The sequence below is a fragment of the Ramlibacter sp. G4-7 genome, from assembly GCF_057784995.1.
The window spans coordinates 36555-63523 of record NZ_JBYNTT010000020.1; the positions used below are offsets into that span (position 1 = coordinate 36555).

Consider the following 26969-nt stretch of genomic DNA (forward strand, 5'->3'; position numbering starts at 1 on the left):
GGAAACCTCTTACTTCAGGAAGCCGGTGGAGATCCAGGGCACGGACGCGACCACGGCCAGGCCGACCAGCAGGGCCAGGATGTAGCCGCCGATGTGCTTCAGGCCCTCGTCGGGATGGATCTTGCTGATGGCGCAGGCGCCGTAGTAGCCCACGCCGAAGGGCGGCGCGAACAGGCCGATACCCATGGCGAAGATCACCACCATGGCGTAGTGCACCTCGTGGATGCCGACCGCGCGCGCGATCGGGAAGAGCAGCGGGCCGAACAGCACGATGGCGGGGATCCCTTCCAGCACGCTGCCCAGCACGACGAAGGCGAGCACGGACACGGCCATAAAGCCGACAGCACCGCCGGGCATCGCCTTCATCACGGCTGCCAGGTCCTGCGAGAAGCCCGACTGCGTCAGCCCCCAGGCCATCGCCGTGGCGCAGCCGACGATGAAGATGATGGCGCCGGTGAGCGATGCGGTTTCCACCAGCATGCGGGGGATGCGCCTGAGGTCGAACTGCCGGTGGATGAAGATGCCGACGATCACCGCGTAGGCGATGCCGATGGTAGACACCTCGGTGGCGGTGGCAATGCCCTCCACCACCGCGGCGCGGATCACGAAGGGCAGCGCGATCGCGGGCAGGGCCACCAGCAGGAAGCGGCCGATGTCCCGGCGGTCGTAGCGGCGCACGCCGGACAGGTCCTCGCGACGGTACCGCCACCACACCACGGCGCACAGGAAGGCACCCACCACGACGGCGGGCAGCAGGCCGCCGGTGAACAGCGCCGCGATCGACACGCCCGTCACCGAGCCGATGGTGATCAGCACGATGGAAGGCGGAATCGTCTCGGTCTGGGCCCCGGTCGCGGACAGCAGTGCCACCAGGTCGCCTGGCTTGGCGCCGCGCTTCTTCATCTCGGGAAACAGCACCGGCGCGATGGCGGCCATGTCGGCGATCTTGGAGCCGGAGATGCCCGAGACGAGGTACATGGCCCCGATCAGCACGTACGAGAGGCCGCCGCGCACATGTCCCAGCAGGCTGGCCAGGAACTGGATCATGGCGCGCGCCATGCCGGTCATCTCGATCAGCGCGCCGAGGAAGATGAACAGCGGCACCGCCAGCAGGATCAGGTGCGACATGCCTTCGTCCAGCCGGCCCACCATCACCAGCATGGGCGTGCGGGTGGTGAGGCCGAGGTAGGCGAAGGTGGCCAGCGCGAAGGAGAAGGCGATTGGCACGCCGCCGAAGACGCAGGCAGCCACCAGCGCGACGAAGAAGATGACCAGGTTCAGCTTGCCCAATGGCGCCAGCGTCGGGCCCGCGAGCCAGAACAAGGCGGTTGCCGCTGCCGTGAGCACCAGCGCCGCCACGATGTGCCGCGGCGGATGCTGGCGGCACAGCCGCAGCAGCGCCATCACGCCCATGAGCGAGAGGCCGACCGGGATTGCACTGGCGCGCCAAGCGTTGCTGATCTCCATGGCGGGGCTGACCACCGGCAGTTCCTCGCGGGCGTACTCGAACGCGGGCCAGATCACCAGCGCGAGGAAGGCAAGGGGGATGGTCAGTGCCAGCGTTTCCAGCAGGGCCTGCGTGCGCGGGCCGACGCGGCTCACGAGCCCCGTCATGCGCATGTGCTCGCCGCGCCGCAGCGCCACCACGGCGCCCAGCATGGACAGCCACAGGAACAGCAGCGAGGCGAGCTCGTCGGACCACACCAGCGGCCGGTGGAAGGCGTAGCGCGCGATCACCCCGGCCAGCAACACGAAGATCTCCACCAGCACCAAAGCGCCGGCGGCCGTCTCCACGGCGGCGCCCAGCACCGCGTCGACGCGGCGCGCCGCCGTGCCGGCCGCGCCGGTGGGCGCGGGCGCGGGCATCTCCTGCGCGAGGGAGGGCGTCATGGCCGCGCCGCGCTCACGCCAGCTTGCCGACCGACTGCTCCAGCAGGCCCCAGGCCTCGTCGCCGAAGCGGCCCTTCCACTCGGCGTAGAAGCCGGCTTCACGCAGCTTGGCGCGGAAGCTGTCCGGGTTGGTCTTGTTGAACTGCAGGCCCTTGGTGGCGAGGTCCGCCTGCACCGTCTCGTTGAGCTTCTTGATGTCCTCGCGCTGCTTCACCCCGGCGTCGTTGATGGCGGTGGACACCACCGTCTTCAGGTCGGCGGGCAGGCCTTCCCACATGCGGCCGTTGGCGATGAACCAGAAGCCGTCCCAGATGTGGTTGGACAGCGAGCAGTGCTTCTGCACCTCGAACAGCTTGGCCACCTGGATGATGGGCAGCGGGTTCTCCTGCGCGTCGACGATCTTCGTCTGCAGGGCGGAGTAGACCTCGCTGAACTGCAGGCTGGCCGGCGAGGCGCCCAGGCCCTTGAACATGCTCACCGACAGCGGGCTCACCGGCACGCGGATCTTCAGGCCGTCCATGTCCTTGGCGGCGGTGATCGGCGCCTTGCTGCTGGTCATCTGGCGGAAGCCGTTGTCCCACATCTTCTCGAAGGCATGCAGGCGCATCTTGCCGATGGCGGCCCGCACGTGGGCGCCGACCTTGCCGTCCATCGCGTTCCACACCTGGCCGTAGTCGCCGAAGGCGAAGCCCGTGGCGTTGATCGCGGCCACCGGCACCAGCGTGGCGATCACCAGCGCGGAGGGCGTGAAGAAGTCGATACCGCCGGAGCGCACCTGCGCCAGCATGTCGGTGTCGCCACCGAGCTGGTTGTTCGGGAAGATCTTGACCTCGACGCGCCCCTTGCTCTCCTTGGCGATGCGGTCCGCTGCTTCCTGCGCGCGCACGTTCAGCGGGTGCGTCAGCGGCAGGTTGTTGCCGTACTTCAGGGAGTACTCCGCGGCACGGGCGAAACCGGGGACGGCGGCGGCCACGGCGGCGGCGGGCAGGGCACCGAGCTGGCGCAGGACGGTGCGGCGCGAGGCGGGCGCGAAGGGGCGGGTCATGGCTTGTCTCCTGATGACGGGTTTTGAGGTCTTCTGAGGCTGGCGCATTGCCTTTTGGCCCCGAACGGCGCTAGAGTAGGTTCCCAGGGCCGGCCCGTCAAACCGGCTTTTTGAGGGGTTTTGAGGTGTCCCTGCCGCGGATGGAACAAGTCGCCCTGCGCGCCGAGGTCTCGCTGGCCACGGTGGACCGCGTGCTGCATGGCCGCAGCGGCGTGCGCGCGGCGACCGTGCACCGGGTAATGCAGGCCGCGGCCGACCTGGGCTACGTGTCGCACGCGAAAGCGATGACCGCTCTCGCGCCCAAGCCGCTGCGGCTGGCCTTCCTCATCCCGGAGGGCAGCAACCGCTTCCTGCGCATGCTGGGCGACGTGATCGGCTACTCGCAGGACCACTGGGCGCCGTTCAACGTGCGCTGCCAGGCCGAATACATCGAGAGCTTCAACCCGCAGGCGCTCGCCCGCGAACTGCTCAGGCAGGGCAGGAAGTGCGACGGCATCGCCTTCATGGCGCTGGAGCATCCGGTGGTGCGCGAGGCAGTGGCGGAACTGGCGGCGCGCGGCGTGCCCACGGTGACGCTGATTTCGGACCTGTCGAATTCGCAGCGCGCGTCCTATGTCGGCCTGGACAACCGCGCGGCGGGGCGCACGGCCGCCTACCTGATCGCGCGCTTCATGGGGCCGCTGGCACGTGGCCAGCGCGCGAAGGTCGCGATGATCGCGGGCTCGCTGAGCTACCGCGCCCACGAGGAGCGCGAGGCGGGTTTCCTGCACCTGTTCGAGGAGCAGTATCCCGACGTGCAGGTCGTGGGGCTGCGCGAAGGCCAGGACGACGCGGAGAAGAACTACCGGCAGGCCCGGGCGCTGTTCGAGCAGCACGGCGACCTGGCGGGCATCTACAACATCGGCGGCGGGCCCGAAGGCATCGCGCGGGCGATCCGCGAAGCCCGGCTGGCGCGCGCGCCCGTGTTCATCGGCCACGGCCTCACGCCGGACACGCGCGCGCTGCTGATCGACGGGACGATGGACGCGGTGATCACGCAGAACCCGCAAGGCGCGGTGATGAACTGCGTGCGCATCTTCGCCAACCTGCGCGATGGCCGGGAGCCGAACATCGGCGTCGAGCAGGTGCGGAGCCAGGTGATCTTCCGGGAGAACTTGCCTTAGGGGCGTCGGGGGCGGTGGGGTCCGCGGCGCAGCCGCGGAAGGTGAACCGCAGTGGACCCCACCGCCGCACGCCCCTCTCACCCCTCCATCGTCATCAACCTGCGGATCAGCGACACGTCCGCCACGCCCGTCTCCGGCAGGGCGCTCGTCTTCTGGAACACGCGGATGAAACGCGCGGTGCCGTTGCCGAAGATCCCGTCGGCGCGCACGTCGCAGCCCTGGTCCGACAGGGCGAGCTGCACCAGCCGCACATCCAGCCCGCGCTGCAGTGGCGTGCGCACGGCCAGGTCGCGGGTGCCGGGCGGCGGACCGTCGTAGCAGCCAGGGGGCAGGGCCGACAGGGTCGCCAGCGAAATCTCGGCGTCGCGCACCACCAGCGGCAGCGGCAGTTGCCAGGCGTCCAGCGCGATCAGGCGCTGGAAGGCGTCCATGCGGTACACGGTCTGGCGCAGCAGCGCATTCGGATGCGTCGCCAGCCACTCGCGCCGCGTGCGCACATAGCGGCGGATCCATTCGTGCTCACCGCCGGGCTGCAGCGCGCCGCCAGCCTGCGTGCGATCGCGCAGCAGGCCCCAGGAGCCGTGCACCCAGCTGTCGTAGACGACTGCCACGCCCAGCGGGGAGTGGATCCCCAGGCGCGTGGCCGCGCGCACCGCCGGGGCCCAGTACGTCTCGTCGAAGAAGGCGTCCTGCACGTCGCGCATGACGGGGTCGTCGGCACACGCGCGCAGCAGGTTGTGCAGCCGCAGGTCCGTGTCGGCGGCGGTGCTGCGCCGCTCGAGCGCCGGCAGCCAGGCACGCAGGCGATCCGCGAAGCGCGCGCCGTCCGCGCCGCAGTAACGTTCCACCATCAGGTGCAGGTTGCCCGAACCCAGGCTCGCCTGCGAGCGCCCGTAGCTGAGGCGGCCGGTGTCGCCCGGCAACAGCGTCACCTGGCCGTACGCGCCGCGCACGGTGCCGGTCTCGAAGAGGTTGATGATCGCCTTGGCTGCCTGCGCCTGGGCTGCGGCCATCGTCGGCAGCGTCGCGCCCGTGGTCGGCCCAGCGGCGCCGCGCGTTGCAGTGGCCCGCGTATAGCGCAGCACGCAATAGCTAGGCAGGCTGGGGTCCTCGCGGCATTCGAGCACGTGGTGGCCGGTGCCTTCCAGGTCCAGCCTGTGCTCGCTGCAATCGCTGCACGGCAGGGTCGCACTCAGGACATCGCTCATGGCCGCCTCCGGGGAAAGCTGCTGCACCCAGCATATGCCAGCGCGGCGCCTGCGCCATCTGCCGGATTGCGTACCGCTGCCGCGCCTGGCTCTGCACTGGTTTGCCGCGCGGTGCTGGCATGCAAGCTGCATCGGGAGCGTCGCAGCCGCGCATCTCGCGGCGGCTGCACCCCATCCGCAACATAATGAACCGACGCCACTTCTCGCTGCATGCCGTCTCGGCACTGCTCCTTTCGTTTCCGATGACCGTCCACGCCGCCCGGCCCTTCGTGCTCGAAGAGGCCACCATCGCCAGCATCCACGCCGCGTACCGCGCCGGCACGCTCACCACGGTGCAACTGGTGAAGGCCTACCTCGCGCGCATCGAGGCCTACGATCGGCAGGGCCCCGCGCTGAACGCGCTGATCACGGTGAACCCGAAGGCGCTGGAGGAAGCCGCGCGCCTGGACGCGGAATACAAGGCCAGGCGCGGGCAGGTGGGCCCGCTGCATGGCATCCCCGTCGTCCTGAAGGACAACTTCAACACCCGGGACATGCCGACCACGGGCGGCAACGTGGCCATGCGCAACTCGCGGCCCGCCAGCGACGCCTTCACCGTGGAGCGCATGCGCGCGGCGGGCGCGCTGATCCTCGCGAAGGCCAACCTGCAGGAGTTCGCGCGCGGCGGCGTCTCCATCAGCAGCCTGGGCGGGCAGGTGCGCAACCCCTACGACCTCACGCGCACGCCAGGGGGTTCCAGCGGCGGCACGGCGGCCGCGGTCGCCGCGAATTTCGCGGTGCTGGGCACGGGCAGCGATACCGGCCAGTCGATCCGCTCGCCCGCTTCGGCCAACGCGCTGGTGGGCGTGCGGCCCACGCGCGGCTTCGTGAGCCGCGCCGGCGTGATGCCCAACAGCTTCACGCAGGACGAGGTCGGCCCGATCGCACGCACGGTCAAGGACGCCGCGCGCCTGCTCGAGGTCATGGCCGGCTTCGATCCGCGCGACCCCGTCACCGCGCTCGGCGTGGGCAAGGTGCCGGCCGGCTACGCGGCGGCACTCGATGCGCGGGCGCTGCGCGGTGCTCGCATCGGCGTGCTGGGCAACCTGTACGGCAGCGAGCCGCGGCACGCGGAGGTGAACCGCGTGATGGAACAGGCGATGCGCACCATGGAAGCGCAAGGCGCCACGGTGGTGCGCTTCACGCTGCCCGGATTCGACGCGCTGGCCGCCAACGTCGGCGCCGATCGCTGGGAGGCACGCGCGGCCTTCGACCAGTATTTCGCCGAGCTGGGGCCCAACCAGCCCGTGGGCAGCTTCCGCCAGCTCGTGGACAGCCGCACCGCGTCGCCCGACATCCAGAAGACCATGGAAGCCGAGATCGCCATCGAGGACGGCCTGGCGAACGCCACGTACCGCGAGCGCATGCTCAACCGCGACAAGCTGCGCGTGCTGGTCGCGGCGAAACTCGCCGAGCTGAAGCTCGATGCCATCCTCTACCCCCTGCAGCGCGTGCTGGTGGCCGCCACCGGCCAGCCGGACCAGCCGGAGCGCAACGGCGTGCTCTCGCATGGCACCGGCTTCCCCGCCGTCACCTTCCCCGCCGGCTTCTCCGCGCCGACCGCCAGCGCGCCCATCGGCGTTCCCGTGGGCGCGGAACTGCTCGCGCTCGACTACAGCGAGCCGCGCTTGCTGTCGCTGGCGTACGCGTTCGAGCAGGCGACGCATGCGCGCAAGCCACCGCAGAGCACGCCGCCGCTGGATTGAGCATTTTGCCTAGGCCCCCCGAAAGGGCGAGGCAGTTGGGGGTGGCTGGTGCTAAGTTTGCTTGCACAGGCGGGGACGGCCGCACGCCGGCAGCGAGGACAGCATGGACATCCTTCACGAGGAATGGGCACAGGGCATCAGGGTTGCGCTCAAGGCGTACACGCGCGCCTCGGATGCCTATGCCCAGGACCTCTTCGCGCCCTCGGTCGCCCTGTGGGCTGTGCTGATCGCCGCCGGCTTCGTGCTCCTCGAATGGGCGATCGCCTCGCGCAGCGCGCAGGAGTGAGCTCGCAGCGAGGCTGCCGCGTCCTTCCGTAAAATGCAGGGATGCGCAACACGGGAGGCGGCCTCGTCTATTCCACCGACAGCGGCCGCATGTGCCCCGCGTGCCGCCGGCCCGTGGCGCAATGCACCTGCCGCCAGGCGACGGCGGCGCCCGCCGGCGACGGCATCGCGCGGGTGCTGCGCGAGACCAAGGGCCGGGGCGGCAAAGCGGTCACCGTGGTGCGCGGCGTCCCGGTCGATGCCGCGGCCCTGGTGAAACTGGCGCAGGACCTCAAGGCGGCGTGCGGCAGCGGCGGCACCGTCAAGGACGGCACGATCGAGGTCCAGGGGGACCACGTGGAGAAGGTGATGGCCCTGCTGCAGCAGCGGGGCTTCAAGTCCAGGCGCGCCGGTGGTTAGTCACAAGGCCTCACAAGGCTTTACGTCAGGAGCTGAACCGCCGGCTCGCGACGAAGTCCTACATGGCTCAGCCTAAAGCACTACTAGATTCCTGCGCATGACCCCGGCCCTTGCCCGGGCCCGAGTCTGGGCCGTCGACCACTTGCTGAGCGCCCGCGACCTCGTGCGGCGCCATCCGGTGCGTACCGCGTTGCTCCCGCCGGCCCTGCTTCTCGTCTACCTCCTCGTCCTCATCCCCTTCACGCCCAGCACCGCGGACCTGCGCAAGGCCAAGTCGGAGGTGCCCAGCGTGGTGATGTCCTCCGACGGCATCGTGCTGGCGGAGTTCAAGCGGATCAACCGCGAGTGGGTGCCGCTGAAGAAGATCTCCAGGCCGGTCGTCGATGCGCTGATCGCCACCGAGGACCGCCGCTTCTACGAGCACCATGGCATCGACCTGCGCCGCACGGGCGCCGCGGTGCTGAACACCTTGCGCGGCCGCCGCGAGGGCGGCTCCACCATCACGCAGCAGCTCGCGCGCAACCTGTACCCCGAGGAGATCGGCCGTTCGCTGTCGCTCACGCGCAAGGCCAAGGAAGCGATCACCGCGCTCAAGATCGAGAGCATCTACTCCAAGGACGAGATCCTGGAGACCTACCTCAACACGGTTCCCTTCCTGTACAACGCCTTCGGCATCGAGATGGCCGCCCGGACCTATTTCGACAAGTCCGCCGACAAGCTCGACGTGCTGGAGAGCGCCACGCTGATCGGCATGCTCAAGGGCACCGCCTACTACAACCCCGTGCTCAACCCGGAGCGCGCGCGCGAGCGCCGCAACACCGTGCTGGCGCAGATGGCGAAGTACGGCAAGCTGGACCCCAAGCGCGCCGAGCAGCTCGCCGCGCGGCCGCTGCGCGTCGACTTCGAGCGCCAGGACCAGCAGGTGGGCATCGCGGCCCACGCCGCGCAGCAGATCAAGAAGTGGCTGATCGCCTGGGCCGACCGCGAGGACTACGACATCTACGCCGACGGCCTGGTCGTGCGCACCAGCATCGACTCGCGCCTGCAGAAGGCGGCCAATGCGGCGGTCACGCGGCAGCTACGCCAGCTGCAGGACCTGGCCGACCGCGCCCGCCACAAGGGCGACGAGCGCCAGCTGCTGCAGGCTGGCTTCCTGGCGCTGGACCCGCGCAGCAACGAGGTGAAGGCCTGGGTCGGCAGCGCGGACTTCACGCAGGACCAGTTCGACCACGTCAACCAGGCACGGCGGCAACCCGGTTCCACCTTCAAGCCCTTCGTCTACGGCGCGGCCTTCGCCCACGGGCTGTCGCCGCAGGACACCTTCATCGACCAGGTCGTGACCTACCACGACCGGGGCGGAGCGCCCTGGACGCCGCGCGACGCGACGCCGCCCACCGGCCAGCCGATGACGCTGCGCGAAGGCCTCGCGCAGTCGCGCAACACCATCACCGCCCAGGTGATGGAGCGGGTCGGGCCGCAAAAGGTGGGCGAGTTCGCCTTCAACCTCGGCGTGCGCAGCAGCAAGCTGGAGCTCGTGCCCTCCCTGGCCCTGGGGACCAGCCCGGTGACGCTGCGCGAGATGCTCACCGCCTACGGCACGCTGGCCAACAGCGGCCGCTACCTGGGCGAGCCGCAGATCGTCTCCCGCGTGGACAACCGCGAGGGGCACACGCTCGCGCTGCTGACGCGGCCCAAGGGCATGGAGGTGATGCCCAGGTCGCAGGCGCTGCAACTGGTGGACGTGATGCGCGGCGTGGTCGACGAAGGCACGGGCACGGCCATCCGCACGCGCTACGGCATCCAGGCCGACGTGGCCGGCAAGACCGGCACCACGCAGGATAACACCGACGGCTGGTTCATCCTGATGCACCCGCAGCTGGTCGCGGGCGCCTGGGTCGGCTTCAACGACAGCCGCGTCACCATGGGCGACAGCTGGGGGCAGGGCGCCCGCAGCGCGCTGCCGATCGTGGGCGAATTCTTCGCGCAGGCCCTGCGCACGCGGGCGGTGGACGGGCGGGTGGAGTTCGACATCCCGCGGCCGCGGCCGAAGCCGCGCGAGCAGGCCGACCCGGTGCAGGAGATCGTGAACGACCTGCTCGGAAGACTGATGCGGATGATCCAGTGAGCGGGTTCCCGGACGAACTCGCCGGGGAGCGGCGGGCCGCCTAGCTTTTCCCGCTCCCGGCCAGCGTGTTGCCTGCCGCGCCCAGTTGCGCGAGCGCGGAGCGGCTGCCGAGGCTGGCGGCGCGCTGCAGCCAGTTCACGGCCTGGGCCTCGTCCCTGGCGACGGAAGCGCCCTGCAGGTAGGCCACGCCCAGGAAGTAGCTCATCTCCATGCGGCCGTAGCGGATGCCTTGCTCCGTGGACTTGCCGCACTTCTTCACGATCATCGGCACGTCCGCCTGGCCCTGGGCGAAGGACTGCATCTCCTGCACCGTGCGCACGAGGTAGCGGTCACGCGACTGTTGGGCCCGCGCCTTGTCCGGGAGGATGGCGACCAGCTCGTCGGCCAGGATGGGCAGCATCTCGAACGGCGTCATGCCGCCACGCGCACGCGGCGAATACCAGGCGCGCAGCATCGCCTTGTCCAGGGGCTGCAGGCCTTCGACCTTGGTCGCGAAGTAGCTCAGCACGGTGGCCCCTTCGGGATGCCCGCGCACGCCCATGACGTGCATGGACTCGTGGTAGGCGCAGCGCCATTCCTCGCTGGCGCGCATCTGCATGGTCACCGAGTCGATGCGGGTCTCGGTCGCGTAGTGCAGCCGCGTCTCGCAAGGCTGGGCTTCGCTGAGCTGGCTGTCCGGGACGATCTCCACGCTCACGTTCGCCTCGCGCGCCGCATCGGCATCGTCGCTCACGTCGATGACTTTCAGGCCGGCCTCGGCCGCCACGTCGCGTAGCGCCCGCAGCGTGTGGGCCTTGTGGCCAGCCGCATCGGCGCCGAAGACGCGCACCTTCAGGTCCTGGTCCCAGCGCACGACGCGCGTGGCGGTGCCGCTCTGGTGCCACAGCACTTCCCACATCGTGTCCATGCCCTTGTCGAAGGCGTCGGCACGGGAGATGGACGGGAAGACGGCCGCGAGAACGAGCAGCGCGGCGGTACCGGACTTCAACATGCGGATGGCTCTCCAGCAGAAAGACATGAACGCGGTAGGAGGATGCCTACGCGCACAAGTTCAATGGTCGTACGCCGGAACGCCTCATCCCGCGATTTTTTCGCACTTGCGCGCCCTGCCGAGCCATCTGCGCGGGGGGCGGGGCCACCCGAGTTCAAGGCATGTTGCGGTAGCGGTAGGCCTGGCAGTCCATCGTCGCCTCGCCCGCGCTGCACGGGTCCGGCTGGGCCACGTAGCCCGCAGGGGCGGCGCAACCCGCGAGCGCGAGCAATGCGACGAGGAAGAACGCCTTGGCCATGTCCACTCCTTGGGTCCGGAGCGCAGCGTGGCCCCTGCGCCGCGCCTCGGCTATTGGCCCTAGGGGCAGGGCGCCTGGCTCAGCCAGGTGCCGGCGACGCAGCGGTTCCCAATCCCAGCGCTTCGTAGACCCGCAGCGCGGCCCATGCGTCGTTCGCCGCATACAGCAGTTGCGACTCGGACAGTCGCCGCTGCGCCCAGTTGGAAGTCGCCGCGCGCTTGGACTTCAGGTAGCGCTTTCCGAACAGCACCGCCACGGCCGCCTTGATCCCCATCTGCCGGCGATAGCCGCTCTGCCGGAACACCGTGTCGAGGTCCAGCACGTCCTGCGGCTCGACCCCGAGCTTGCTGGTGATGCGGCGCTTGTCGTCGTGCAGGCCGAAACCGGCCTTGACGATGCCCGTGCGCGCCAGCAAGTCCCCGGCGATGGCGCGGCAGCCGGCCTCGTGCAGCTGGAAGATGAACACCGCCTCGTGCGTCGCCAGCTGCACGATGTGCGGCCCTTCGGAGGGCACGCCCGCCTCGAAGGTAGGGCGCGACTCGGTGTCGAAGCCCCACACGGGCGCGAGCACCAGCGCGTCGGCGGCCAGTTCCGCCTCCTTCTGCGTGGCCACCAGCGCGATGCGGTCCAGCCCGATGCGCTCGAAGGGTTCGAGCAGCGCGATTTCCTCGGGCGCCGGCAGGGTGGGGGCTTGCATGGCGCCAAGCATAGCGGCACGGGCTGTCGAGTTGGCGACGGACAGGGGCGGAAACCCTTAGCGGCGCCTCCTCGTCCGCGCCGGAGAATGTTTGCATGCAACCCCGTCCCAGGAGAACCTCCATGTCCCGTTCCCGCGTCCGCCTGCTCGCGGGCGTGCCCGCCCTGCTGTTCGCCGCCGCGCTGGCTCCGGTCGCCGCGCTGGCGCAGGCCGCCTGGCCGGCCAAGCCGGTGCGCATCATCGTCACCTTCCCGCCGGGGGGTGCGCCCGACACGCTGGCGCGCGTGCTGGCCGAGAAATGGAGCGGCCTGGGCCAGTCGGTCGTGGTGGAGAACAAGCCGGGGGCCGGTGGCAACCTCGGCGCGGACATCGTCGCCAAGGCGCCCGGCGACGGCTACACCCTGGTGGTCGGCACCGTGGGCACGCACGCCATCAATCCTTCGCTGTACGCGAAGATGCCTTACGACAACATCAAGGACTTCACGCCGATCAGCTTCCTCGCCTCCACGCCCAACCTGCTGGTGGTGAACAAGAGCGTGCCGGCCAACAACGTCAAGGAACTGATCGAGCTGGCGAAGAAGGACAAGCTGTTCTTCGGCTCCTCGGGCAGTGGCACGTCCATCCACCTGTCCGGCGAGCTGTTCAACACCATGGCCGGCGTGAAGATGCAGCACATCCCGTACAAGGGCCGGGCCGAAGCGATCCCGGACCTGCTGGGCGGGCGCATCCAGATGATTTTCGACAACATGCCCTCGGCGCTGCCCCTGGTGCAGGAAGGCAAGCTCAAGGCCATCGCGGTCACCAGTGCGAAGCGTTCGCCGGCGGCACCCGACATCCCGACCATCGCGGAATCGGGCCTCCCCGGCTTCGAGGCGACCTCCTGGTTCGCGCTGCTGGGCGGCCCGGGCATCCCGCGCGACGTGCAGATGCGCATCAACGCCGAGACGCTGAAGGTGATGGCCATGCCGGACGTGAAGGAGAAGCTCGCCAAGCTGGGACTCGACCCGAACCCCGGCACGCCGGAGGCGCTGGCGACGCTGATGCAGGCCGAGACGCTCAAGTGGGCCAAGGTGGTCAAGGAATCCGGCGCCAGGATCGAGTGAGGACGGCATGCTGACCCTGCACGGCTCCCCCATCAGCAACTACCACAACAAGGCCAAGCTCGCGCTGCTGGAGAAGGGCCTGGCCTTCGAGGAGAAGGTGATCGACTTCCGCAACAAGGACGACGCGCTGTACGCCTTGTCGCCGCTGGGCAAGATCCCCTTCCTCACCACGGACGCGGGCTGCGTGTGCGAAAGCCAGGTGATCCTGGAGTACCTGGAAAGCGTGCACCCGCAGCCGCCGTTGCTGCCGCGGGATCCGTTCGCCGCGGCGAAGGTACGCGAGCTGGTGACCTTCCTGGACTGGCACCTGGAGATGGCGGCGCGGCAGCTCTATGGCGTGGCCTTCTTCGGCGCCCCGCCGCTGTCCGAAAGCAACCTGGCGCGCATCCGGCGCGAGATCGAGCAGAAGATCGGTGGCGTCAAGCGCCTGCTGAAGATGGCGCCGTATGCCGCGGGCGAGACCTTCACCATGGCCGACTGCAGCGCCTTCGTCGACCTGCCCTTGGTGGGGCTGGCGACCAAGGCGGTGTACGACGAAGACCTGCTGCTGGCCAACGGCGTCGACTACAAGCCCTACATGAAGTTCATCGGCGAGCGCCCCTCGGCGCAGCGCGTGCAGGCGGACCGGAAGGCGGCGCTGACGAAGCCGTGAGAGGGATCATCCGGGCTGGACCCGGGATCCACGGGGCGCTCCACCAAGCGCTGCATGAATTGCGTCTCGAGCCGACCGCGCCAAGGGCCGTCGGTCCGGGCACCCGCTCTCCGGTCAGCTCGCGATGAAGCAGCCGTTGAGAACCCAAAGCCAGTTGCTCGGAATCCGGCAAGCGCCACACGAGCGCCTCAGGGGCCGCGAATGATCCCTGCGATCGGGTACCCAAACCGCCGACCCCTCGAGGACAGTGGAACATTGGGAAGTTCCCGGGCATGGGCGCGGCGCGGGATCAGGCTACCCGAACCGCCGACCCTCGTGGACAGTGGAGCATCGGGAAGTTCCCGGTCCTGGGCACGGCGCGCGATCAGGCGTCCTCGATCAACCGCGGCGATGAGGGGGTGAGGGTTCGGGTATCCGATCGCAGGGATCATTCGCGGCCCCTGGGGCTCACCATCAGCCACTGGCCGTGTTCCGAGCCGAGGCCGTGGCAAGCCACAGGCACTTCATCGCGAGCTGACCGGAGAGCGGGTACCCGGGCCCTCGCCCCTGGGCGCAGCGTTCGATCAGGGGTAACTCGGCTACGCCAGAACGCCGGGAGAAGGGGAGGCGGGACCCGGAGCGTTCAGGAGCTTGCTCACCAGCGCTGCGCCAAGGGCCGTCGGTCCGGGCACCCGCTCTCCGGTCAGCTCGCGATGAAGCCGCCGTTGAGAACCCACGGCCAGTTGCTCGGAATCCGGCAAGCGCCACACGAGCGCCTCAGGGGCCGCGAATGATCCCTGCGATCGGGTACCCAAACCGCCGACCCCTCGTGGACAGTGGCGCATTGGGAAGTTCCCGGTCATGGGCGCGGCGCGCGATCAGGCGTCCTCGATCAAGCGCGGCGATGAGGGGGTGAGGGTTCGGGTATCCGATCGCAGGGATCATTCGCGACCCCTGGGGCGGGCAATCAGCCACTGGCCGTCTTCCGAGCCAAGGCGGTGGCAAGCCACAGGCACTGCATCGCGAGCTGACCGGAGAGCGGGTACCCGGGCCCTCGCCCCTGGGCGCAGCGCTCCATCTCGCCCCTGGGGCCAGCGCTCGATAACAGCAAGCCCTGGGTCCCCACCTGCGCGGGGATGACGGAACCCTGGGCGCCGCCCGAGCCCCCCATCGCATCCGCGCTAAGCTGCACCCCCATGACACCGGAACTCCTGCTGCGACACATCGACCAGGCCACGCCCTGGCCGGCCGGCTGCGGCCTCTCGGTCGGGGAGGCCTACGAGCGCGCGTTGAGCGTGCGGCAGCTGCGCATGCGGCGCGGCGAGCAGCCGCGCGGGTACAAGATCGGGTTCACCAATCGCACGATCTGGGAGCGTTACGGCGTGTTCGCGCCGATCTGGGGCACGGTCTGGAACACGACGCTCGCGTTCTGCGAAGGCGAGGGCGAGCTCTCGCTGGCCGGCACCTGCCAGCCGCGCATCGAGCCGGAGTGCGTCTTCGGCTTGAAGGCGACCCCGCCGGCGCGCGCCACGCTGGACCAGTTGCCGGCCTGCATCGAGTGGATGGCACCGGGCTTCGAGATCGTGCAGTCGCACATGCCGGACTGGAAATTCTCCGCCGCGGACACGGTCGCCGACAGCGGGCTGCACGCACGCCTGCTGGTCGGCCGCCGCATCGCCGTGCAAGCCACCGACGCCGCGGCACTGGAGGCGCAACTCGCCGCCGCACGCATCCGCCTCACGCGCGACGGCCAGCCGGTGGACGAAGGCGTGGGCGCCAACGTCCTCGATGGCCCGTTGCACGCGCTGGCGCATTTCCTGGCGGCGCTGCGGGATTGCCCCGGCGCGACGGACCTGCAGCCCGGCGACGTCGTCACCACCGGCACCTGGACGGATGCCTGGCCGGTGCAGCGCGGCGAACACTGGCGTGCGGACTTCGGCGCGCCGCTCGCCCCCTTGTCCGTGCGTTTCACCTGAAGGCAGTCCATGCAGTCCCCGTCTCCCGAACAGTGCCTCGTTTCCACGCCGCTCGTGGACAGCGACCATCCCGCCGTGCGCGCCTTCGCGCAGGAACACGGACAAGGCGCCACGCCGCGCGAGCAGGCGGTGGCGCTCTATTACGCCGTGCGGGACCGCTTCCGCTACGACCCGTACCGGCTGGACCTCGGCCCGCAGGGCATGTGCGCGAGCTCCGTGCTCTCGCTCGGCTACGGCTGGTGCGTGACCAAGGCGGCGCTGCTGGCCGCGGCCGCGCGCGCGGCGGGCATTCCCGCGCGCCTGGGCTTCGCCGACGTGCGCAACCACCTCTCGACCCAGCGCATGCGCGAGACGATGCAGACGGACGTCTTCATCTGGCACGGCTACACCGAGCTGTGGCTGGAAGGCGGCTGGCGCAAGGCCACGCCGGCCTTCAACGTCGAACTCTGCGACCGCTTCGGCCTGCATCCGCTGGATTTCGACGGCCAGCACGACTCCATCTACCATCCGTTCGACAAGACCGGCCAGCGGCACATGGAGTACCTGCAGGACCGCGGCAGCTACGTGGAGATGCCGCTCGCGCGTATCGTCGCGGACTTCCGCGAGGTCTATCCCCGCTGGCTCCATGCGGCCGGCGTGCGCAGCGAACTGCATGGCAGCGACTTCCTGCAGGACGTCGCGAAGGAGCCGCAGGGCGGCTGAGCTTGGTCCCAGGCCAGCGCAGGCCGACTGCCGCCATGGCGAGGCGACTACACGAAGCACGCCGGCGCAGCGCTACGGTAGGGCATTCCAAGATGGAGTCTGCCCATGCCCCAACACAACTCGATCCTGCGCGCGCTCGCCCTGGTGCTGCCGCTGGCCGTCGCGGTACCCCAGGCCGTGCTCGCCAAGACCGCGCACAAGGCGGCCGCGACCGCAGACAAGACCGCTGAGAGTGCGACGCCGGTTCCTGCGAACTTCCCGGCCGACGCCGCCCAGCATGTCCAGCAACTGAACGCGGACACCTCGACCCCCGACCTCAAGCAGGGTGCCAAGGGGCCGGCGGTCATCCGCGCGCAAGTGATGCTGGATCGCGCGTGGTTCTCGGTGGGCGAGATCGACGGCAGCTTCGGCAGCAACATGAAGAAAGCCCTGCATGCCTTCCAGGAGTCGCGGGGATTGCCGGTCACCGGCGTCGTGGATGCCGCGACCTGGCAGGCGCTAGGCCAGCAGGCGCCCGCGTTCGCCACCTACGTGCTGACCGACAAGGACGTCGCCGGCCCGTTCGTGACCATTCCCAAGGATGATCCCGAGACGCAGTCGCTGCTGCCCACGCTGGGATACGAGGCGATGGACGAAGCGATCAGCGAGCGCTTCCACATGAGCCCGAAACTGTTCGCCGCCCTGAACAAGGGGCGCAACATGCAGGCGGGCCAGGCCATCGTGGTGCCGGACGTCGGCCGCGCGGCCGCCATGTCCAAGGCGGCTTCGCTGCGCATCGACAAGTCCGACCAGATGCTCTACCTGCTGGGCGCCGACGGCCGCGTGATGGGAGCGTTCCCCGTCACCATCGGCGGCAAGGAGTTTCCCCTGCCCGAGGGCACGCTGCAGATCGCGGCGCGCGCACCCAACCCGGACTACAGCTACAACCCGGCGCTGCTGCGCCATCCCAAGAGCGACAAGAAGGTCAAGCTGCCGCCCGGGCCGAACAGTCCCGTGGGCGTGATGTGGCTCGCCCTGAGCAAGGAACACCTGGGCATCCACGGTACGGCCGAACCCTCGCAGATGTCGCGCGCGGAAAGCAGCGGCTGCGTGCGGCTGACCAACTGGGACGTCGTGCGCCTGTCGACGGTCGCCGACAAGGGCATCAACGTGGAGGTGCAAGCATGAAGAACTGGAGCCTGACCCTTCTGGCCGCCGCCTCGGCGCTGGCCCTGCAGGCCTGCGACGTGGCCGTGCACGACAAGCCCGCCGCCGATGGCCAGTCGACGAGCCAGACGGCCCCCGCGTCCCCGCAGCCGCAAGCCGCGGCGCCGGCCGGCACCGTGGCCGCCACGCCCGCGGACAGCGCACCGGGCGCCACCGCCGCTGCGCCAGCCCCGGCAGCCGCGGACAGCGGCAGTACCGTGGCTGGCGCCGCTTCCGGAACAACGGAGACCGCGCCGGCGACACCGACGACGAACAGCACCGAGCTGGGGGCCTCCGCAGCTCCCGCGCCGGCCCCGGGAATGCCGGGTGCGACGGCTGCGGCCGATGGCGCAGCGGCGCCCACCGAACTCGCGCGCTTCCTGGACGAAAACCCGGTGCAGCCCCGCAACCAGGGCGCCAGCGCCAGCGACTCCGGCGCGGCCGAGTCGAACGCCAAGGCCGACGGCAAGGCAGCCACGGCCGGACGGGGGAGGTCCTGACGGCCATGCGCTGCAAAGTCCTGCTCGTAGCCTGCGCCGCGGCGGCGGTGCTGGCCGGCTGCGGCCGGGAGCCCGTGGTAACGCGCGTCGAGCCGCCGGGTCCCAGCCTGCCGGACAACACCGTGCTGAAGCCGCAAGCGCCCGGCGCGGTGGCGACCGCGCCCGCGCCCGCCCCGACGGTCTCCGCACCGGCAGCGGCGGAGGCCACGGGAGCGGCGCCAACGACGGCCGAGGCACCCGCGGCGGCTGAGCCCGCGCCCGTGGTGCCGCCGCCGAACGCCGCCGCCCAGTCGCTGCCGGCGGTGCGCGACCCGGGAGACGCCCAGGGCGCGCAGCTGCTCGCGCAGCGGTCCCTGCTCGTCCCGGTCGCGGGCATCGCGCCGGGCCGCCTGTCCGACAACTTCGAGCAGAGCCGCGGCTCGCGCAAGCACGAGGCCATCGACATCCTCGCGCCCGCGGGCACGCCGGTGGTGGCGGTCGACGACGGCCGCATCACAAAGCTGTTCACGAGCAAGCCCGGCGGGCTGACCATCTACCAGTACGACCGCGAGGGCAAGCTGGCCTACTACTACGCGCACCTGCAACGCTATGCGGAGGGCGTGCACGAAGGGCAGGAGGTCCGCCGCGGCGAGGTCATCGGCTACGTCGGCGTCACCGGCAATGCGGATCCCGGCACGCCGCACCTGCATTTCTCCGTGTTCCGCCTCGGCGATCCGCCCAAGTGGTGGCAGGGCGAGGCGGTGAATCCCTACCCCGCGCTCGCGCGGGCGCAGCCGGCGCCGCAGCTTGCCCAGCGTTGACGGGCGCACGGGCCCAGCGCCGCGAAGCGCTAGGCCTTGCGCGCCAGCGCGACGTAGAGCAGCGCCCCGAGCACCAGCAGGCCGCAGGCGATCCACAGCGAAACCGCGAAGCCCTGCGCCGCGCTCGCATTGCGCGCCACCAGCCAGGCGGCCAGCGGCGGCCCCGCGATCTGGCCCACGCCGTACATGGCGGTGAGCAGGCCCATGTAGCTCGTGGCGTGCTGCGGCCGCACGCGGCGCACTTCCTGCATCGCAAAGAAGGTGATCGCGGTGAAGGGCAGCCCGAGCAGCAGGCTGCCGAGCGCGAAACCCGCGAGCGTGGGACTCACCAGGCTGGCGGCCACGCCGGCCGCCTGGATCGCATAGCAGCCGGCAAGCCGCAGGCGCAGGTCGCCGCGCGCCGGCAGCCGCGACGCGCCGATGGCGCCCAGCATCACGCCCACGCCGAACAAGGGCCAGAAGAGGTCCAGCCAGGGTGAGCCGGGCAGCGCCTGGCGTGCGATCACCGGCAGGAAGGTGGCCGTCACGATGTAGCCGATGCCGGCCAGGCCGTAAGCCAGCGTCAGCACGCCCATGTAGCCGGTGCCGACCGTCGCATCGGCCACTGTGCTGCCCGACGCCTGCGCGGCGAGCGTGGGTGCGGGCGTGCCGCGACGCCGGTCGAACACGGCCCACACGGTTGCCGTCAGCAAGGCCGCGAGGACGCCGAAGGTCGCCCAGCCCACCGCCGCCGGCGAGCCGATCGCCACGAGCGCGCTGGCCGCCAGTCCGCTGGCGACGATGCCGCCGCCGGGGCCGACGAAGATCAGGGCGCCCATTTCCGGCACGCCGTGCCGTGCGAGCTGTTCCAGGCACCAGCCCGAGGTGTAGAGGAACACGACCGCGCTGGCCACGCCCGCGGCGAAGCGCAGCGCCGGCCACGCGGCCGGCACGTGCAAGGCCATGCCCAGCGTGAGCAGCGCCGTGGCGGCCAGCCCGCCCCGTACGAGCAGGGGCCCGTTGACGCCCGGTGCGGCGCCGAGGCGGCGCCAGATCCAGGGCTGGAACGTGCAGGCGAGCGCGCCCAGCAGGTAGCCGAAGTAGTTCGCGCTGGCCAGCAGGCTGGCGCCCTGCAGCGTGACCGAGCGCTCGGACAGCATCATCGGCAGCAAGGGCGTGAACGCGAAGCGGCCGATGCCCATCGCCACGGCGAGGGAGACGAGGCCGGCCAGGGCGATGGCCAGCGGGCGCGGGGGCGGCAGGGCGGCGGACATGGGCCGCGCAGTGTCGCACGGGGGCAGCCGGGGACCGCGTGCGATTGGCTACCATCACGCCCCATGAAGATCATGATCGCGCTGCGTCCCTGCAGTCCCGGACTCGCGCGCCGCCTGGGTGCCGACGAGGCCCTGGCCAAGGCGCTGGGAGCCAAGGCGCACGCCGCCGTCGGTTTCCTGTTTCCCCGCTTCTTCGACGCCGCCGGCCCCGTGCTGCCGCGGCTGCTGGCGCTCGCGGATGGCGAGCCCGTGAGCTTCCTGCGCGACGTGCAGTGCAGCGCCTCCGAGCTCGCGGCCTGCAGCCATTTCGAGGCCGTGTGCCGCAGCACCATCGGCCAGACGCGCGGCGACTCCAAGGCCACCATGGCCGCCTACCACCAGGAGCCACTGCATCCCACGGCGAGCCGGTGGGCGGTGCGGCTGCCGCAGCGCATCTTCCTGAGCAAGACGGTCGCCGGCCGCAGCCTGAGCCACGTCGACGAATGGACCGGCGAATACGTCCTGGGCGGCGACCTCGCGCAGGCGCTGCGCGCCAGCGGCCTGACGGGTTTCGAGCTGCGCCCCGTGCTGCATTTCAAGACGGGCGAGGGCCATGACGGCGGCCACCACCTCGTCGCGCGCGACCTGCTGCCGGCGGCGCTGGAGGACGTGACCACCTTCGAGACCTTCGACGACGGCCCGCGCCAGCCGTCCACGCCGCGGCGCTACGGCCTCCTGAGTTATGCGCAGGGCGCGCTGGAAAACACCCCCGACCTCGCCCGCACCGCCGAACCCTGGGGCGCCTGGCGCACACCGGCCTGGATCGTGCGGCAGACCGCGCGCGCGTGGTTCGAGGCGCAGCAGGTCAAGGGCTGGAAGTTCCAGCCGGTGCTGGCCGCAGGCAGCCGCCTGCACGCGGAGCACACGCAGCGCTGGCAGGACCTGCTCGGACGGCTGCAGGCCGCGGGCGCGAGCGTCGTCGCGTAGACGACGCTCCTATCGCACGACCAGGACGGGCACGGAGGACTGGGCGACCACCTTGCTCGCCACGCTGCCCAGCACCACCCGGGCGATGCCGCCACGACCGTGCGAGCCGACGACGACCAGGTCCGCTTCCGCCTGCCTGGCGCCCTCCAGGATGCCGGCGGCGGCGCCCACGTCCTCGGCGAGCCGCGGCTGGAAGGGCACGCCCGCCTGCTCGCACAGGGCCAGCACCTTGTTGTGGGCCACCGCGGCGTGCTGCAGGGCGGCCGACATGTAGGCCTGGAAGCCCAGCGGGTTGGTTTCGCCGATCCCGAGGTAAGGATAGGGATCGACCACGTACAGCGCCGTCAGGCGGGCGCCGTGCACCTTGGCGAGATCGACGGCCAGGCGCGCTGCGTGCTCGGACGCGGCGGAGCCATCGGTGGCGAGGAGGATGCGCTGGAACATGGGGGGACTCCGGCAAAGGCGTGCGGTGATCCTGCGCCACGTGCGCTGCCCGCCGCTTGACCTGCATCAAGGCGGGGCCGGACGCGCCGGCGCTGCCTTGCTTGCTGGCGAAACGTTCTCACCCCGTGCATGCCGGGCTTGCGCGTGCGGCCGCATGGCAGGGGTCCGACCGCTTGAAGCAGCCTCGCGCGCCGGTTAGCATGGTCCGGCCGCGGGTCGCGGTACGGAGACCGGTAATGCCGCAGCTGATAGCCACCGTCAAGGGCGTCGAGGTCAAGCACGTGTACCTGCACAAGGACCGCACGACGCTGGGCCGCAAGCCGGGCAACGACATCGTGCTGGACACGCTGGTGGTCAGCGGCCAGCACTGCGCGTTCGACCTCGTGGGCGTCGCCGACGTCTTCCTGCAGGACCTGGGCAGCACCAACGGCACCTACGTCAACGACCGCATGGTCAAGGAGCGCACGCGCCTGTCCGACGGCGACGTGATCGCGATCGGCCCGTACCGCATCCGCTACCTGCAGGCGAGCGAGGAACCCAGCGGCTTCGGCGGGACGCAGGCCTTCGCGCCCGACGGCCCGCAGCTGCACGCCATCTTCACGGTGGAGTCGGGTTCCTCCGCCGGCCTCGAGGTGCCGGTGGTCAAGGCCGTCACCACCTTCGGCAAGCCGGGGGTGTCGGTGGTCTCGGTCGCGCATCGCCGCGGCGGCTACTTCGTCACCCACCTCGGCGGCTCCAGTGCGCCGCTGCTCAATGGCCAGGCCCTGAGCAACGACCCGGTGATGTTGTCGGATCAGGACGTCCTCGACCTCGCCGGCACGCGCATGCGGTTCCAGCTGCGGGAATGAGGGTACGATGACCGCATGGGACTGATAGGACGCATTTTCGGCGGCAAGGGCGAGGGCGGCGCGGCTGGCCACTCCACGCAGTTCCACGAAAGCGAGCCGGATTCGTCCGGCGGCGAGGAAACGTCGCGCAACGCGCCGCGGCGCGAACTGCTCCAGGTGATCCTGCGCGACACCATGCGCAAGCACGGCATCCCCTCCGACTGGATCGACTGCCGCATGCTGTCCACGGTGAACAAGCTCGGTCGCCACGGCCTGCACGTGAACTTCATCGTCAAGCAGGCGCATGACCGCCTGCTGGCCTACGTGTTCGCCTTCCAGGACAACTTCGAGCGCGAGCTCGCCCGCTTCGACCCGCGGGCGCGCGACTGGCTCCTGAGCATAGGCTGGGAGTTCCAGGGCTTCAACGCGGCCGACATGCCGGACCCGCGCACCTGGGCGCAGAGCGGCCCGGCACCCTTGACCGCGATGCCGGGGCTGCAGCCGCGGCACGGCAAGGCCTTCGACCCCACGGAAGATCCGATGGCGGCGGACGCCGAAGGGCCCAAGAGCGAGGACGACGTGCAGCGCGACCTCGCTGCCCTGTTCGCGATCCGCGACCAGGCGATGGCCGATACTGGCGGGCGCGGTCGCCCCGCGGGGGACAAGGACTTCCAGGTCACGCAGCCCAACCCGGACGCGGGCGACACCGACCCGCACGGTTCCAGGTAGTAGAGCCTGCCCCTGTGGCGCCGTGGCCGCGCCCAGGTGTATCGGCCGGCAACGGCCACGCACACGGACGACCGACGATCCCCCTGCATGCACCGTTCGGGCATGGCGGCGTGCAAGGCGTTACTGCCCGACACGCGCCTCGCAGCGGCGCAGGCACCATCACCCGCGTTGTCAACCACGAAGGAAGTCGATGCAGGACAAGACGATGAAGCGCTGGATGCTGGCCGTGACGGCCGTGGGTGCGGCGGTGACGCTGGCCGCCTGCGGCGGTGGCGGCGGCAGCGGCGCCGGCGCGACGCCCACCGGCACGCTGCAGCTCTCGGTCACGGACGCCCCGGCCTGCTACGAGCACGTCCTGGTCAATGTCGCCAAGGTGCGCGTGCACATGAGCGACGACACGGGCACCAGCGACAGCGAGGGCGGCTGGCGCGACGTCGTGCCGCCGAATGCGCCGGTGCTGATCGACCTCGTCAACCTCACCAACGGCCAGCTCAAGGACCTGGGCAGCGCCGACGTGCCGGCCGGCAGCTACCACCAGCTGCGCCTGGTGCTTGCCGACACCGGCAACAGCGTGACGCCCGTGGGCGGCACGGCGCAGCCGCTGAAGACGCCCAGCGGCCAGCAAAGCGGCCTGAAGATCAAGGCGGACTTCGAGGTCGCCGCCAACCAGGTGAGTGACCTGCTGATGGACTTCGATGCCTGCAAGTCCATCGTGCTCACCGGCAACGGCAAGTACATCCTCAAGCCCGTCGTGCGCCTGTCGGCCAAGCCCGCCGGTGCGATCCAGGGCTTCGTGAGCACGAGCGTCGCGCAGGGCACGGCGACGGCCACCCTGAGCAGCATCAACGTGTCCGCGCAGCAGAACGGCGCCGTGGTGCGGTCCACCATCCCCGACACGAGCGGCAAGTTCGTGCTGTCCTACCTGCCCTCGGGCACCTACACGGTGGTCATCACGGGCGACGGCGTTGCGAGCGGCGGCACGGTCGACACGACGAAGGGCGCCGCCACCCGCCTGGTCGACAGCGTGCCGGTGGGCACTTCCACCGTGAGCCTCAACACGGGCACGAGCACGATCGCGCTGAGCCCGTCCGCCATGGGCACCGTCACCGGCACCATCAGCGCCAGCACCCCGGCAGGCACCACCACGATCAGCGACAACGCCATCGTGGCCGCGCGGCAGACCGTGAGCACGCGCCTCGTCGAGGTGGGCAGCACCCGCCCGGACGACGCGCAGAAGTACACCCTGCGGCTGCCCCTGGCCGCCCCCGAGATCCAGCTGTTCTCCGCCTCCGGACTGCCGGCGGCCACGGCGGACGCGGCGAACGCGGGCAAGTACACGATCCGCGTGACGGGTAGCGGCCTGGCCACGAAGGAGAAGGCGGCGGACCTGGGAACGGGCCCGGCGACCGTGGATTTCGCCTACTGATCCCCCCGGACGGATCGCACGGGAAGGGCCCGCCTGCCGGCGGGCCTTTTTTCATGGCCAGGCTGCCTCTTGCAATCGGACCGGGCGGACCCCAATTCCGGAGCATGAACACCACTGCCGCCAAGAACCTGGTCATGCTCGCCCGCATGCTCGAGCGCCTGGACCGCAGCGCTGTCGCCGTCGACCCGCACCAGTACCGCGGGGTGGTGGAGCACCTGAGCGAGGCCCTGCGCAGCGCTCCGCACGATGCGGCCCTGGAGGCCGTGCTGGAAGCCTCGCCGGCAACCGCAGAGCTCTACGAAAACCTCCAGTACCAGCACGCCGGCCTGTGCCGCTCCGCCCTGGAGCCGTCGCTGAACGCCGAATTGGCCGCCCGCTCGGCGATCGATGCCGCCCGCAAGTCCGCGGCTCAGCCGAAGCACTGAATCGTCTCGTAGCCGCGGCCGCCGCCCAGGGTGCGCACCAGCGCGTAGCCCGGCGTCCCTTGCCAGCGCAGGGGTTCGAATGACGGCGGACGCGCTCCCGAAGCCTTGCGCGCGAGGGTGACGTGCGGGCGCCAGGGGCGCGTTTCGACCGGCAGGTCCAGCGCGCGCAGCCGCTGCGCCAGCGCTGCATGCAGCTGCGCAAGCGGGGGTTCGACCTTTGACGCCTCCAGCACCGCGATCCCGCCGGGCCACACCGTCGCCTTGTCCAGCGTCAGTTCGCCGTCGCCCTCCCACGCCACGGCGAGGCCCTCGCGCAGCGTCGGCAAGCGCGCCGCGGCCACGGTGCCGATGAAATGCAGGGTGACGTGCAGCCGTTCCACGCGCGTGCGGCGCGCCTGTACCGGCCAGGACCAGCCTTCTGCATGTGCCACCAGTTGCTGCAGGAAGGCGGGTGCCGGCCACAGCGCCAGGAACAGGCGCAGGTCGGAGGCGTCCGGAGCGGGCATGCGCCTCATTCTGGGCCCGCACCCACGCCCACGGCGCCGAGCCACGCCGGCAACCGCTACAGTACGCCCCAGAACAATGAGCGAGCTCAGTGCGGACCTGCGCCGCTACATCCTCACCAGCGTGCCGTCGGTCCCGTACCTGGAGGCCGTCCTGCTGCTGCGCGGGGAACCGGAACACGAATGGGGCGCGGGCCAGCTGGCGCGCCGCCTCTACGTACCGGATCGCACCGCCGCCGATTTGCTGGTGCTGCTGCGCGACAGCGGCGTGGCCGCAGGCGAGGGCAGCGTGCGCTATGCTCCCACCGCCGAGCTGCGAGAGCTGCTCGACCGCCTGGCCCAGGCTTATGCCACCGACCTGGTAGGCGTCTCCAGCCTGATCCATTCCCGCATCGACCGGCGGGCGCGGCAGTTTGCCGACGCCTTCCGTTTCCGCAAGGACTGAAGCGAAACATGGCCGGGCTGATCTACTCCCTGTGCGCCCTCACGTCGATCCTGTGCTTCGTGCTGCTCTGGCGCAGCTGGCGCGCCAGTCGCGCACGCCTGCTGTTCTGGAGCGCGCTGTGCTTCGGCTGCCTGAGCGTGAACAACGTGCTGCTGGTGCTGGACCGCGTCGTCTGGCCGGTGGAAGTGGACCTGGGGCTCGCGCGCCTCGTGTGGGCGCTGGCCGCCGTGCTGCTGCTGCTGTTCGGCCTGGTGTGGGAGGAGGACTGATGGAGCAGATGTTGATGGGCGCGATCGCGGCCGGCTGGCTCGTCGCGGGCCTGTTCTTCTTCCGCTTCTGGCGGCAGACGCGGGACCGCTTCTTCCTGTGGTTCGCGCTTTCCTTCTGGCTGGAGGCGGGCAACCGCGTCGCGCTGGGCCTGCACTTCCAGGCGCAGGAGGACAGCCCGCTGATCTACGGGCTGCGCGTGGTGGCCTACGGGCTGATCCTGCTGGCGATCTGGCAGAAGAACCGGCCGCGCGCCTGATCAGAACTTGGGGATCCGCAGGGTCTTGCTGATCATCAGGCTGCCGGACAGCACGAACAGGAGTGCGAGCGGGTGCAGGTCCCAGGGGCCGAGGTCCAGCACGCCGCCCCACAGCCGCTCGCCCAGGCGGCCCTGCCAGGCGGCCAGCGCCAGGACACCGGTCAGCACCACGCTGGTCGGGATGGGCGTGCCCTCGAAATACTTGACCTTGCCCGACGCGTCGCCGGCGAGCTGCTCCGCGGTCACGTTGTAGCGGGCCAGGCGGCTCACCCCGCAGCACACGAAGTAGATCAGGGCCGCGGCGTCCCAGCCGCCCCGCATGCCGGCGGCGAAGGCGAGCGCCGCGGGTGCCATGCCGAAGGAGATCACGTCGGACAGCGAGTCCAGCTCGCGCCCGAGCGCGGAGTGCTGGTGGCGCGCACGGGCGATGCGGCCATCGAGCACGTCGAAGATGAAGGCCGCCGGCGCCAGCGCCGCCGCCAGGAAGAAGTGCGAGCTGTCGTTGCTCGCCATGTAGAGCATCGCCAACAGGATGGCGCCCACGCCGCAACCGGCATTGCCCAGGGTGAAGAAGTCGGCCAGGTGGAATTCCCGGACCATGGAGAAATGGCGCGGCGCGCTGCGTTGCATGGGTGGGTCCTTCTTGTGCCGTGACTTTAGCTGCCCCATGGCTCAGGTCCGT

At 70.4% G+C, this 26969-nt stretch carries 30 protein-coding genes; 20 read left to right on the top strand and 10 right to left on the bottom strand.

The window, feature by feature from the left end:
• Positions 1–9: 9 nt before the first annotated feature.
• Together AC3EGR_RS22025 and AC3EGR_RS22030 are read right to left on the bottom strand one after the other, a co-directional pair.
• On the bottom strand, positions 10–1890 hold the full coding sequence (locus AC3EGR_RS22025) for a TRAP transporter large permease (RefSeq protein WP_488548671.1): 1881 nt from the start codon (positions 1888–1890) through the stop codon (positions 10–12).
• 13 nt (positions 1891–1903) lie between these two features.
• On the bottom strand, positions 1904–2935 hold the full coding sequence (locus AC3EGR_RS22030) for a TRAP transporter substrate-binding protein (protein WP_488548672.1): 1032 nt from the start codon (positions 2933–2935) through the stop codon (positions 1904–1906).
• Positions 2936–3075: 140 nt separating this feature from the next.
• Here AC3EGR_RS22030 and AC3EGR_RS22035 point away from each other — a divergent pair, with 140 nt between their 5' ends.
• Entirely contained in the window at positions 3076–4098 is a 1023-nt protein-coding gene (locus AC3EGR_RS22035) for a LacI family DNA-binding transcriptional regulator (RefSeq protein WP_488548673.1), read from the top strand.
• 77 nt (positions 4099–4175) lie between these two features.
• Here the strand turns inward: AC3EGR_RS22035 and AC3EGR_RS22040 are convergent, their stop codons facing one another.
• On the bottom strand, positions 4176–5306 hold the full coding sequence (locus tag AC3EGR_RS22040) for a chitosanase (RefSeq protein WP_488548674.1): 1131 nt from the start codon (positions 5304–5306) through the stop codon (positions 4176–4178).
• Positions 5307–5491: 185 nt separating this feature from the next.
• Between AC3EGR_RS22040 and AC3EGR_RS22045 the strand changes: the two genes are divergently transcribed.
• From AC3EGR_RS22045 to AC3EGR_RS22060, 4 genes are all read left to right on the top strand, one after another.
• Positions 5492–7051 (top strand): amidase family protein, encoded by a 1560-nt coding sequence (locus AC3EGR_RS22045; RefSeq protein WP_488548675.1) that lies wholly within the window; start codon positions 5492–5494, stop codon positions 7049–7051.
• Between the two features lie 103 nt (positions 7052–7154).
• Entirely contained in the window at positions 7155–7337 is a 183-nt protein-coding gene (locus AC3EGR_RS22050) for a hypothetical protein (protein WP_488548676.1), read from the top strand.
• Between the two features lie 41 nt (positions 7338–7378).
• Positions 7379–7735: a translation initiation factor Sui1 gene (locus AC3EGR_RS22055; RefSeq protein ID WP_488548677.1), complete on the top strand. Its 357-nt coding sequence runs from the start codon at positions 7379–7381 to the stop codon at positions 7733–7735.
• A gap of 97 nt (positions 7736–7832) precedes the next feature.
• Positions 7833–9860 (top strand): penicillin-binding protein 1A, encoded by a 2028-nt coding sequence (locus AC3EGR_RS22060; protein ID WP_488548678.1) that lies wholly within the window; start codon positions 7833–7835, stop codon positions 9858–9860.
• A 40-nt stretch (positions 9861–9900) separates the two neighbouring features.
• Here the strand turns inward: AC3EGR_RS22060 and AC3EGR_RS22065 are convergent, their stop codons facing one another.
• From AC3EGR_RS22065 to AC3EGR_RS22075, 3 genes are all read right to left on the bottom strand, one after another.
• The gene (locus AC3EGR_RS22065; protein ID WP_488548679.1) at positions 9901–10851 is read right to left on the bottom strand and encodes a hypothetical protein; all 951 of its coding nucleotides are present in this window, start codon (positions 10849–10851) and stop codon (positions 9901–9903) included.
• A 154-nt stretch (positions 10852–11005) separates the two neighbouring features.
• Positions 11006–11149, bottom strand: coding sequence for a hypothetical protein (locus AC3EGR_RS22070; protein WP_488548680.1), 144 nt, complete (start codon positions 11147–11149; stop codon positions 11006–11008).
• A 79-nt stretch (positions 11150–11228) separates the two neighbouring features.
• Positions 11229–11846: a 3'-5' exonuclease gene (locus AC3EGR_RS22075; RefSeq protein ID WP_488548681.1), complete on the bottom strand. Its 618-nt coding sequence runs from the start codon at positions 11844–11846 to the stop codon at positions 11229–11231.
• Between the two features lie 122 nt (positions 11847–11968).
• Between AC3EGR_RS22075 and AC3EGR_RS22080 the strand changes: the two genes are divergently transcribed.
• From AC3EGR_RS22080 to AC3EGR_RS22110, 7 genes are all read left to right on the top strand, one after another.
• Positions 11969–12949 (top strand): Bug family tripartite tricarboxylate transporter substrate binding protein, encoded by a 981-nt coding sequence (locus tag AC3EGR_RS22080; protein WP_488548682.1) that lies wholly within the window; start codon positions 11969–11971, stop codon positions 12947–12949.
• A gap of 7 nt (positions 12950–12956) precedes the next feature.
• Positions 12957–13601 (top strand): glutathione S-transferase family protein, encoded by a 645-nt coding sequence (locus AC3EGR_RS22085; RefSeq protein ID WP_488548683.1) that lies wholly within the window; start codon positions 12957–12959, stop codon positions 13599–13601.
• 1175 nt (positions 13602–14776) lie between these two features.
• Entirely contained in the window at positions 14777–15556 is a 780-nt protein-coding gene (locus AC3EGR_RS22090) for a 2-keto-4-pentenoate hydratase (protein ID WP_488548684.1), read from the top strand.
• Positions 15557–15565: 9 nt separating this feature from the next.
• Positions 15566–16258 (top strand): transglutaminase-like domain-containing protein, encoded by a 693-nt coding sequence (locus tag AC3EGR_RS22095; protein WP_488548685.1) that lies wholly within the window; start codon positions 15566–15568, stop codon positions 16256–16258.
• Between the two features lie 105 nt (positions 16259–16363).
• Positions 16364–17425 carry a L,D-transpeptidase family protein gene (locus AC3EGR_RS22100; RefSeq protein WP_488548686.1) on the top strand — a complete coding sequence of 354 codons (1062 nt, stop codon included), beginning with the start codon at positions 16364–16366 and terminating at the stop codon, positions 17423–17425.
• On the top strand, positions 17422–17943 hold the full coding sequence (locus tag AC3EGR_RS22105) for a hypothetical protein (RefSeq protein WP_488548687.1): 522 nt from the start codon (positions 17422–17424) through the stop codon (positions 17941–17943). The genes AC3EGR_RS22100 and AC3EGR_RS22105 overlap by 4 nt, the downstream gene beginning before the upstream one ends.
• 5 nt (positions 17944–17948) lie before the next feature.
• Positions 17949–18743 carry a M23 family metallopeptidase gene (locus tag AC3EGR_RS22110; RefSeq protein ID WP_488548688.1) on the top strand — a complete coding sequence of 265 codons (795 nt, stop codon included), beginning with the start codon at positions 17949–17951 and terminating at the stop codon, positions 18741–18743.
• 29 nt (positions 18744–18772) lie between these two features.
• Here the strand turns inward: AC3EGR_RS22110 and AC3EGR_RS22115 are convergent, their stop codons facing one another.
• On the bottom strand, positions 18773–19996 hold the full coding sequence (locus tag AC3EGR_RS22115) for a YbfB/YjiJ family MFS transporter (protein ID WP_488548689.1): 1224 nt from the start codon (positions 19994–19996) through the stop codon (positions 18773–18775).
• A 63-nt stretch (positions 19997–20059) separates the two neighbouring features.
• Here AC3EGR_RS22115 and AC3EGR_RS22120 point away from each other — a divergent pair, with 63 nt between their 5' ends.
• The gene (locus AC3EGR_RS22120) at positions 20060–20962 is read left to right on the top strand and encodes a hypothetical protein (protein ID WP_488548690.1); all 903 of its coding nucleotides are present in this window, start codon (positions 20060–20062) and stop codon (positions 20960–20962) included.
• A gap of 9 nt (positions 20963–20971) precedes the next feature.
• Here the strand turns inward: AC3EGR_RS22120 and AC3EGR_RS22125 are convergent, their stop codons facing one another.
• On the bottom strand, positions 20972–21406 hold the full coding sequence (locus tag AC3EGR_RS22125; protein WP_488548691.1) for a universal stress protein: 435 nt from the start codon (positions 21404–21406) through the stop codon (positions 20972–20974).
• 236 nt (positions 21407–21642) lie between these two features.
• On the opposite strand from AC3EGR_RS22125, the gene AC3EGR_RS22130 reads away from it, so the two are divergent.
• The 4 genes from AC3EGR_RS22130 (at position 21643) to AC3EGR_RS22145 (ending at position 24813) form a co-directional block, all read left to right on the top strand.
• Positions 21643–22254: an FHA domain-containing protein gene (locus tag AC3EGR_RS22130; RefSeq protein WP_488548692.1), complete on the top strand. Its 612-nt coding sequence runs from the start codon at positions 21643–21645 to the stop codon at positions 22252–22254.
• A gap of 15 nt (positions 22255–22269) precedes the next feature.
• Positions 22270–22962 (top strand): hypothetical protein, encoded by a 693-nt coding sequence (locus AC3EGR_RS22135; protein WP_488548693.1) that lies wholly within the window; start codon positions 22270–22272, stop codon positions 22960–22962.
• A gap of 190 nt (positions 22963–23152) precedes the next feature.
• Positions 23153–24388 carry a DUF4382 domain-containing protein gene (locus AC3EGR_RS22140; RefSeq protein WP_488548694.1) on the top strand — a complete coding sequence of 412 codons (1236 nt, stop codon included), beginning with the start codon at positions 23153–23155 and terminating at the stop codon, positions 24386–24388.
• A 104-nt stretch (positions 24389–24492) separates the two neighbouring features.
• Complete coding sequence (locus AC3EGR_RS22145; RefSeq protein ID WP_488548695.1) at positions 24493–24813, top strand: hypothetical protein; 321 nt, start codon at positions 24493–24495, stop codon at positions 24811–24813.
• Here AC3EGR_RS22145 and thpR read toward each other — a convergent pair.
• Positions 24798–25319 carry an RNA 2',3'-cyclic phosphodiesterase gene (gene thpR / locus AC3EGR_RS22150; protein WP_488548696.1) on the bottom strand — a complete coding sequence of 174 codons (522 nt, stop codon included), beginning with the start codon at positions 25317–25319 and terminating at the stop codon, positions 24798–24800. The genes AC3EGR_RS22145 and thpR overlap by 16 nt on opposite strands.
• 76 nt (positions 25320–25395) lie before the next feature.
• On the opposite strand from thpR, the gene AC3EGR_RS22155 reads away from it, so the two are divergent.
• From AC3EGR_RS22155 to AC3EGR_RS22165, 3 genes are read left to right on the top strand one after another with little or no spacing between them, the layout of a single operon-like run.
• Positions 25396–25761: a hypothetical protein gene (locus AC3EGR_RS22155; protein ID WP_488548697.1), complete on the top strand. Its 366-nt coding sequence runs from the start codon at positions 25396–25398 to the stop codon at positions 25759–25761.
• Between the two features lie 8 nt (positions 25762–25769).
• Positions 25770–26030 (top strand): DUF5985 family protein, encoded by a 261-nt coding sequence (locus AC3EGR_RS22160; RefSeq protein ID WP_488548698.1) that lies wholly within the window; start codon positions 25770–25772, stop codon positions 26028–26030.
• Positions 26030–26287, top strand: a complete 258-nt coding sequence (locus AC3EGR_RS22165) for a DUF5985 family protein (protein WP_488548699.1) — start codon at positions 26030–26032, stop codon at positions 26285–26287. Before AC3EGR_RS22160 ends, AC3EGR_RS22165 begins: the two co-directional genes overlap by 1 nt.
• Here the strand turns inward: AC3EGR_RS22165 and AC3EGR_RS22170 are convergent, their stop codons facing one another.
• Positions 26288–26917: a CDP-alcohol phosphatidyltransferase family protein gene (locus AC3EGR_RS22170; RefSeq protein ID WP_488548700.1), complete on the bottom strand. Its 630-nt coding sequence runs from the start codon at positions 26915–26917 to the stop codon at positions 26288–26290.
• Positions 26918–26969 lie beyond the last annotated feature (52 nt).